Annotated in this window: 6 protein-coding genes; all 6 read left to right on the top strand. The window is 38.4% G+C overall.

What is annotated here, in order from left to right:
- Nucleotides 1–1,083, top strand: a 1,083-nt coding sequence (locus Q8907_10685; GenBank protein ID MDP4274734.1) for a polysaccharide biosynthesis C-terminal domain-containing protein, incomplete at its 5' end; no start/stop codon positions are given.
- Between the two features lie 81 nt (nucleotides 1,084–1,164).
- Nucleotides 1,165–1,932, top strand: coding sequence for a Bax inhibitor-1/YccA family protein (locus tag Q8907_10680; protein MDP4274733.1), 768 nt, complete (start codon nucleotides 1,165–1,167; stop codon nucleotides 1,930–1,932).
- Between the two features lie 303 nt (nucleotides 1,933–2,235).
- Nucleotides 2,236–2,490 carry a type B 50S ribosomal protein L31 gene (locus Q8907_10675; protein MDP4274732.1) on the top strand — a complete coding sequence of 85 codons (255 nt, stop codon included), beginning with the start codon at nucleotides 2,236–2,238 and terminating at the stop codon, nucleotides 2,488–2,490.
- A 169-nt stretch (nucleotides 2,491–2,659) separates the two neighbouring features.
- Nucleotides 2,660–3,847, top strand: coding sequence for a GlmU family protein (locus tag Q8907_10670; GenBank protein ID MDP4274731.1), 1,188 nt, complete (start codon nucleotides 2,660–2,662; stop codon nucleotides 3,845–3,847).
- A 239-nt stretch (nucleotides 3,848–4,086) separates the two neighbouring features.
- Nucleotides 4,087–6,570, top strand: a complete 2,484-nt coding sequence (gene lon, locus Q8907_10665) for an endopeptidase La (protein MDP4274730.1) — start codon at nucleotides 4,087–4,089, stop codon at nucleotides 6,568–6,570.
- A 94-nt stretch (nucleotides 6,571–6,664) separates the two neighbouring features.
- A partial coding sequence (locus tag Q8907_10660; protein MDP4274729.1) for a hypothetical protein occupies nucleotides 6,665–6,847 on the top strand: 183 nt, incomplete at its 3' end.

Genomic DNA, 6,847 nt, shown 5'->3' with positions numbered 1-6,847 from the left:
TTTAATGCTTTTCTGCTGCTTACGGTATTCAGCTGCTTTTTTGCTCTCTTCCTTCTGATTTTTAAAGGGAGGTTGCGCCTTTTCGGCCAGGGATCCGAACCTATACCTTATATGAATGAAATGATCATTTATATATTGGTCAATAATCCGTCCAACCTCATTGAATACCTGTACATGCTGAGAAATAAGCCGGTAAAGATTCTTGATTATGGCTTTTCAACCTTTGGACTTCAGCTTATTTGTGTTACAGTTCCCATTATTATCGGCCAGGGAGTTGAAGTGGCCATTTGGGGCCTGATTTTTATCTCTGTTGTCAGGTTAATCTGGATGATCGCTTTATTGAAAAAATATGCGGAATTTAAAATTTCTTTTCCGTTTATCAAAGAACACCTGATGCTCGGTTTTCCTTTAATTATCAGTACATTATTGAGCGGATCGGCGCAGTATGTTGATGGATTGATTGTTTCCTATAAATTTGATGCTGCCAAATTTGCGATTTTTAGATATGGGGCCAAAGAACTTCCCCTGGTTGTGATGCTTGCAAACGGATTGAATAGCGGAATGCTAAAGGAATTTTCCACTCCCCAGCAAATAAAAAAGTCTTTGCACGATATCAAGGTCAAGTCTAAAAAACTCATGCACATCCTATATCCCATTTCCATCGTGATCCTGTTTTTTGCAAACTGGTTATATCCATTCCTTTTTAACCGGAGTTTTAACCGGAGTTCCGATGTGTTTATGGTTTATTTGCTGCTGATCATCAGCCGGCTGTTATTCCCTCAGACCATCTTAATTGGGATGAAGCACACCAAGGTGGTACTTGTCGCGTCAATCATTGAAATTATTTTGAATGTTTCCTTAAGCTTATTCTTTATCCCTTATTATGGGATTGTTGGAGTTGCATTGGCTACAGTTTTTGTTTATATCATTGAAAAGGTGGTTTTGATCTGTTTTAATTATTTTAAGTTTCATATCAATCCCAATGATTATATTCCCTGGGGAGTATATCTTACCTATACCTCAATTCTTGTACTGGTATTTGTGCTGATTGACCATAGAATAATTAATTTTGTATACAGTTAATGTTTAGATAAAATATCTGGCCTGGTTTTTGATAAGGTAGGCCGGATCAATGTTTTTAAATTTTATAAAAGAGAATAGAATATGGAAATTGGACGTTCATCGAATCCGACACTGAATCAAAAAATTTTTGATTCGGGTGCTTTTAGTTTTACCGGAACCGAAGTGATGACTTTGCAGGGGACGGTAAACAAAATTTTTATAATGCTTTTGCTCGTTCTTTTAGGGGCAATATATACCTGGAATCTTTTTTTCAATGCTGCTTCTCCTGCTGCAGGGGCAATGGCGGTGCAGGGTTGGATCATGGGAGGTGCAATCGGCGGGTTTGTCTTTGCCATGATCACTTCATTCAAAAAATCATGGGCCCCTTATACGGCACCTGTTTATGCTCTTTTAGAAGGTGTTTTCCTGGGTGCGCTTTCGGCTTTCTTCGAAACAATGTTCCAGGGGATCGTGATTCAGGCTGTAGCCTTAACCTTTGGAACCCTTTTTGCACTTTTGTTCTGCTATAAATCAGGTATCATCAAACCTACACAAAAGTTCAAATTAATTGTATTTGCTGCTACCGGCGGTATCTGCCTTTTCTATCTGATTACCTTTATTCTTAGCCTTTTTCACATGAACATGGCTATGTTTTATGGCAGCGGTACTTTAAGCATTGCAATCAGCCTGGTTGTAGTGGTTATTGCAGCTTTAAACCTGGTGCTTGATTTCGATTTCATCGAACAGGGCGTTAATGCCAATGCTCCTAAGTATATGGAATGGTATTCGGCCTTTGGCTTAATGGTTACCCTGGTTTGGTTATATATTGAATTTTTGCAGCTGCTTGCTAAATTGGCAAATCGCAGGTAATTTAAGCTTTTGCACTGTTCTTGCCAATGACGTATTGGCAGAGTGAGGATTTTATGACGGCAGGCAAGATTTTTCAATATCTTTTCCTGCCGTTATTTATTTGTCCAAACAGATAATCAAGACTTATATGGCTGTTCGGCATACAATAAAATATTTGAGGGTATTAATGAATGAAATAAAAATTCTTTGCAATTTTTTGATTTTGTCATAAAAAGAGTAACTTTGCAACCCAATATTTTTTATTGTTACGAATTGAAATTTCAGGGCTTTATAGGAGCCGGTTAAATTTAATAAGGTTATAAAATGAAAAAAGACATTCATCCTAAAAATTATCGGTTGGTTGCATTTAAAGATATGTCCAACGACCATGTTTTTCTTACAAAATCGGCTGCTCAAACAAGGGACACCTTAACGTTTGAAGGAGTTGAGTACCCGTTAATTAAGATCGAAATCTCAAATACTTCGCATCCTTTTTATACCGGTAAGATGAAATTGGTTGATACGGCAGGGCGTGTTGATAAGTATCTGAACCGTTATAAAGATCATTTGAAAAAGTAGTATTAATACTTTATATAAAAAGCTCCTCAAAGGGGCTTTTTTTATGGCCTCTTTGAGGCTGGGAATAAGATGGTTTTTACAGACTGAAGCTGATATTTGCAGCAGGAATGTATTTTACTTTTGCCTATTTAGTGAAATTCATGTAGGTTTGTAGATAAAATTTACCTCTATGAACTGGATTTTATTTGATGACGATAGCTGGAATACGCTTTTGCCTTTGACTTTTACCCGCCCTGTTGCTAAAATCAGGATAGGGATTTTGACCATTTCCGAAAAATGGGAGAGATTGCTTAACCAGAAAGTATCTTTTCTTACTGCCGGTTACTTAAGTGAGAAATATCCTTTGGTCAAAGAAAAGGAAAATGTCCTGATCAATGGTTCTGTGCTGCCTACTGGTTCTTTGCTGGATGAAATCAAAACCTTAAAAGAAGGGGAAGCTCTTGTTCAGGGAGAAAAAGTTATTGCCGCCAGGTTGTCAGAAGCCCGGTTGGATTCGTTCGATTATCATGATCCAAAGCCCTGTTCAAAGGTTGAGGCAAAATCTCAGTTTGTTTCTATTCAGTTCCCCTGGCAGATATTTCAGTTTAACAGCGATGCCCTGATTGCAGATTTCCGGGTTCTTACAGAAGGCAGAAAATCCATGTACCTGAGTCAGACCAATCGTTTCTATAGAACAGATAATATTTTCCTTGAAGAAGGTGCCAAGGTTGAATTTGCAACCCTTAATTCGAAAGAAGGCCCTATTTATATTGGTAAGGATGCTGAAATTATGGAAGGGGCGGTGGTCAGAGGCCCACTGGCGTTGTGTGACCATTCTGTTATAAAAGTTTCTGCAAAAATATACGAAGGCACCACCATAGGCCCTCACTGTAAAGTAGGAGGTGAAGTGGGCAATTCCGTGATCTTTGGATATACCAACAAGGCTCATGATGGTTATCTTGGAAATGCTGTACTTGGCGAATGGTGCAACCTGGGAGCCGATTCCAATAATTCAAACCTGAAGAACAATTATGCCGATGTCCGTCTATGGAGTTATCCTGAAAATAAATTTATCAATACCGGTCTGCAGTTTTGCGGGCTGATTATGGGTGATAATTCAAAATGTGGCATTAATACCATGTTTAATACGGGTACTGTGGTTGGTGTCAATGCAAATATTTTTGGTTCGGGTTTCCCCAGAAATTTTATTCCTGATTTTTCCTGGGGGGGTGCTCAGGGATTCACGACCTATTCTTTGAATACCGCTTGTGAAGTGGCACAAAGGGTTATGATCCGCAGAAATATTCAATTTGACGAAACGGAGGAAAAAATACTCAAACATATTTTTGAAATCACTCAAAAATACAGGACATTTTAAGTCAATACCCTTGATGATTAGTTGATTAATTTATAATCGAAGGTGTATTGTGCCTTTCTGCAACCCTTTTCAGGTTTTCTAAAAAATCAGAAATGTCCTAAACTTTTCTTTGTGAAAAATGTTTGATTTATAAAGTTTCAGTTTACTTTGGCATGACAATTGACATACCCCATTCAATTTTGGAGATTGGCAAGAGCCAGGCTGGAAAAGTTTTGATTAATTAATTGTTAAAAGATAAAGTGGAAGACAAACTCAAAGAAATTTTTATTTCAGTTCCCTACAATGAGGAGAATGAACTTATACCTTTGGTGAGTAATGATGAGGGGGAAGATGCCTTGAAGCAGGAAGATGTTCCTGAATGGCTTCCTATTTTGCCTTTGCGAAATACAGTGCTTTTCCCAGGTGTACTTATTCCTATTACTATTGGAAGGGAAAAATCCATCAAATTAGTCCGTGATGTTTATAAAGGCAGCAAGATTATAGGCATTGTTGCCCAGAAAAATTCAAATATTGACAATCCTGAATTGAAGGATCTTTATCAGGTGGGAACAGTTGCAAATATTGTCAGGATACTTGAAATGCCTGATAATTCAACCTCTATCATCATTCAGGGCAAAAAACGTTTTGAAATCAAAGAAGTCGGTGCTACCGAACCTTATCTGACGGCCAGTGTTAACATACTGGAGGACATAAATCCTCCAAAGAGCAAGGAATTTGATGCTATTGTCGATTCCCTGAAGGATTTGTCCATGAGGATTGTCAAATTGTCAGCTAATGTTCCTCCTGAAACAAATTTTGCCCTGAAAAATATTGAAAGCCCTGCATTTCTTATAAATTTTATAAGCTCCAATACGGATGTTTCTGTTGAAGAAAAACAAAAATTGCTCGAAACCAATGATCTGAAGCAAAGGGCTTTGCTTTTACTCCAATATCTTACCCGTCAGGTGCAGATACTCGAACTTAAAAATGATATCCAAACCAAAGTAAAAGTTGAGCTTGACCAGCAGCAACGCGAGTACTTGTTGCATCAACAGATGAAGACCATCCAAGATGAGCTGGGCGGCAATCCTATTGATAAGGAAATTGAAGAATTCAAGAAGAAGGCTAAGAAAAAGAAGTGGAACAAAGAAATCGCAAAACTTTTTGCAAAAGAGGTTGATAAACTTCACCGGCTCAATGTGGCTTCCGGTGAATATTCCGTGCAATACAACTATGTTCAGGCTTTGATTGATTTGCCCTGGAATGAATATACCAAAGATAATTTCGATCTCAAACGGATTCAGGAAATTTTAGATAACGACCACTACGGACTTGAAAATGTAAAGGAACGTATTATTGAACACCTTGCTGTTCTCAAGCTTAAGGGCGATATGAAAGCCCCTATTCTTTGTTTGTATGGCCCTCCGGGAGTTGGTAAGACTTCCCTTGGCAAATCCATTGCTACAGCTTTGGGACGAAAGTATGTCAGAATGTCATTAGGCGGTTTGCATGATGAAGCAGAGATAAGAGGACACAGGAAGACTTATATCGGGGCTATGCCGGGGCGTATCTTGCAAAATCTGAAAAAGGCAAAATCTTCGAATCCGGTTTTTGTTCTTGATGAGATTGATAAAGTAGGGCAGGACTATCATGGCGATCCGGCTTCTGCATTGCTCGAGGTCCTGGATCCTGAGCAGAATAATAATTTTTATGACAATTATCTTGAAGTAGAATATGACCTTTCGAAGGTGATGTTTATCGCAACGGCTAATAATATTTCGACAATTCATCCCGCTTTGCGCGACAGGATGGAAATGATCGAAATTAGCGGTTATATCATCGAAGAAAAGATAGAAATTGCCAAACAACATCTGATCCCCAAACAACTTGAGGAACACGGGTTGAACGATCAAAATCTGGTTTTCCCGGATAAGGCGATTGAAGATATTATTACCAATTATACCCGTGAATCCGGCGTCAGGGAACTGGATAAGAAAATTGCCACGGTAGCCAGACATCTGGCTAAAAAAATAGCACTTAAGGAGAAGTTTCATAAAGAGATTTCTATTGATGATATCCGTGAATTTTTAGGCACCCCAAAATTTTTCCTGGACATGTATGAGGGCAATGAATTTGCCGGTGTGGTTACCGGTTTGGCCTGGACCTCGGTGGGGGGAGAAATTCTTTTTATCGAAACTAGTTTAAGCAAGGGGAAAGGTCAACTTACCCTTACCGGAAACCTCGGGGATGTGATGAAGGAATCAGCTGTTATCGCCTTAGAATACCTTAAGGCGCATTGCGAAAAACTCTCTATTGAACCGGCTGTATTTGATAACTGGAACGTCCACGTTCATGTACCCGAAGGGGCTATTCCAAAAGACGGGCCTTCTGCAGGGATAACCATGGCAACATCACTTGCATCGGCTTTTACCCAGCGCAAGGTAAGAAAAAATATTGCCATGACCGGTGAAATAACTTTGAGAGGTAAAGTTTTGCCGGTTGGCGGCATAAAGGAAAAAATACTGGCAGCCAAACGTTCGGGAATCAAGGAAATTCTTCTGTCGGCAGAAAATAAAAGTGATATTGACGAAATAAAGAACATTTACCTGGATGGACTGACCTTTCATTATGTCAATGAAGTAAGTGAAGTATTTGATTATGCCTTGCTGAATGAAAAAGTGGCAAATCCCATTAATTTTGAAATTTCCCCCGATGAAAAAAAGGAGAAGGAATTAAAAAGTTAGGCCCGGTAAAAAAGCGTGTATTTATCTTTCTCATGTAAATATTTTTAATACTTTTACTCCATTATTCAAAAAAGTTTAATTAAACATCATGAAAATGGGAGTCGGAATCTTTTGGGGAATATTTTTTATTCTTCTAGGCCTGGGTATCGTCATTAAAATAATCTTTCATGTTGATATTCCGGTCTTTAAAATATTTATAGCCTTGTTTCTGATTTATGTCGGAATAAAAATGCTGGTGGGTAATCCTTTTCATTGTCACAATCATTTTTATACCTCA

The organism is Bacteroidota bacterium (assembly GCA_030706565.1).
Taxonomy (GTDB): Bacteria; Bacteroidota; Bacteroidia; order Bacteroidales; family JAUZOH01; genus JAUZOH01.
The sequence above is the reverse complement of the archived record's forward strand: the minus strand, read 5'-3'. Positions and strand labels throughout refer to the sequence as shown.

Bases quoted from the DNA above. Each gene is read 5' to 3' on its own strand.
- Q8907_10680 (MDP4274733.1), top strand. From the start codon at position 1,165: ATGGAAATTGGACGTTCATCGAATCCGACACTGAATCAAAAAATTTTT.
- Q8907_10675 (MDP4274732.1), top strand. From the start codon at position 2,236: ATGAAAAAAGACATTCATCCTAAAAATTATCGGTTGGTTGCATTTAAA.
- Q8907_10670 (MDP4274731.1), top strand. From the start codon at position 2,660: ATGAACTGGATTTTATTTGATGACGATAGCTGGAATACGCTTTTGCCT.